Raw genomic sequence first — 1,842 nt, 5'->3', positions numbered from 1 at the left:
AAGAGTTCATTGACATAATGTTAACAGCACAGTTAGATAGAGGCGACTTTATCTAACGGTTAAAAATTTTAAGCAGAGTCATTCTAAGAGAGTTTAGGGTATTGATTTTTTTGATTGTTGATTTTAAATAATATTTAAAGATTAACGATGAAGAGTTTGATCCTGGCTCAGGATGAACGCTAGCGGCAGGCCTAACACATGCAAGTCGAACGGCAGCATAGATTGCTTGCAATCTGATGGCGAGTGGCGCACGGGTGCGTAACGCGTATGCAATCTACCTTTAACAGGGGTATAGCCCAGAGAAATTTGGATTAATCCCCCATGGTATTATTAATTGGCATCGATTGATAATTAAAACTTCGGTGGTTAAAGATGAGCATGCGTCTTATTAGCTAGTTGGTATGGTAACGGCATACCAAGGCAACGATAAGTAGGGGTCCTGAGAGGGAGATCCCCCACACTGGTACTGAGACACGGACCAGACTCCTACGGGAGGCAGCAGTGAGGAATATTGGACAATGGTCGGAAGACTGATCCAGCCATGCCGCGTGCAGGAAGACTGCCCTATGGGTTGTAAACTGCTTTTGCAGAGGAAGAATAAGGTATACGTGTATACTGATGACGGTACTCTGCGAATAAGCACCGGCTAACTCCGTGCCAGCAGCCGCGGTAATACGGAGGGTGCAAGCGTTATCCGGAATCATTGGGTTTAAAGGGTCCGTAGGCGGATTAATAAGTCAGTGGTGAAAGTCTGCAGCTCAACTGTAGAACTGCCATTGATACTGTTAGTCTTGAATTACTATGAAGTGGTTAGAATATGTAGTGTAGCGGTGAAATGCATAGATATTACATAGAATACCGATTGCGAAGGCAGATCACTAATAGTATATTGACGCTGATGGACGAAAGCGTGGGTAGCGAACAGGATTAGATACCCTGGTAGTCCACGCCGTAAACGATGGTCACTAGCTGTTCGGGAGCAATCCTGAGTGGCTAAGCGAAAGTGATAAGTGACCCACCTGGGGAGTACGTTCGCAAGAATGAAACTCAAAGGAATTGACGGGGGCCCGCACAAGCGGTGGAGCATGTGGTTTAATTCGATGATACGCGAGGAACCTTACCAAGGCTTAAATGTAGATTGACGTACCTAGAGACAGGTATTTCTTCGGACAATTTACAAGGTGCTGCATGGTTGTCGTCAGCTCGTGCCGTGAGGTGTCAGGTTAAGTCCTATAACGAGCGCAACCCCTGTTGTTAGTTACCAGCATGTAAAGATGGGGACTCTAACAAGACTGCCGGTGCAAACCGTGAGGAAGGTGGGGATGACGTCAAATCATCACGGCCCTTACGTCTTGGGCTACACACGTGCTACAATGGCCGGTACAGTGAGCAGCCACTTGGCAACAAGGAGCGAATCTTAAAAACCGGTCACAGTTCGGATCGGAGTCTGCAACTCGACTCCGTGAAGCTGGAATCGCTAGTAATCGGATATCAGCCATGATCCGGTGAATACGTTCCCGGGCCTTGTACACACCGCCCGTCAAGCCATGGAAGCTGGGGGTACCTGAAGTCGGTGACCGTAAGGAGCTGCCTAGGGTAAAACTGGTAACTGGGGCTAAGTCGTAACAAGGTAGCCGTACCGGAAGGTGCGGCTGGAACACCTCCTTTCTAGAGAAAAGAATCGATAATTGGAGAAGGAGCTACCTTATAATTTTTAAGGGATGATTTTGCTTAAAGCTGTTAATATATAAAAAAGGAACAAGAAGAAGTCTCGTAGCTCAGCTGGTTAGAGCGCTACACTGATAATGTAGAGGTCGGCAGTTCGAGTCTGCCCGAGACTAC

General features: G+C 47.1%; 1 tRNA gene and 1 rRNA gene. Both read left to right on the top strand.

Features of this window, described 5'->3' with window-relative positions:
• Positions 1–144: 144 nt before the first annotated feature.
• A 16S ribosomal RNA gene (locus GWK08_RS19130) occupies positions 145–1,668 on the top strand.
• 99 nt (positions 1,669–1,767) lie between these two features.
• A tRNA-Ile gene (locus tag GWK08_RS19125) sits at positions 1,768–1,841 on the top strand.
• Position 1,842: the final 1 nt, after the last annotated feature.

This window comes from Leptobacterium flavescens, from assembly GCF_010671605.1.
In the GTDB taxonomy this organism is placed as follows: Bacteria; Bacteroidota; Bacteroidia; order Flavobacteriales; family Flavobacteriaceae; genus Leptobacterium; species Leptobacterium flavescens.
The sequence above is the reverse complement of the archived record's forward strand: the minus strand, read 5'-3'. Positions and strand labels throughout refer to the sequence as shown.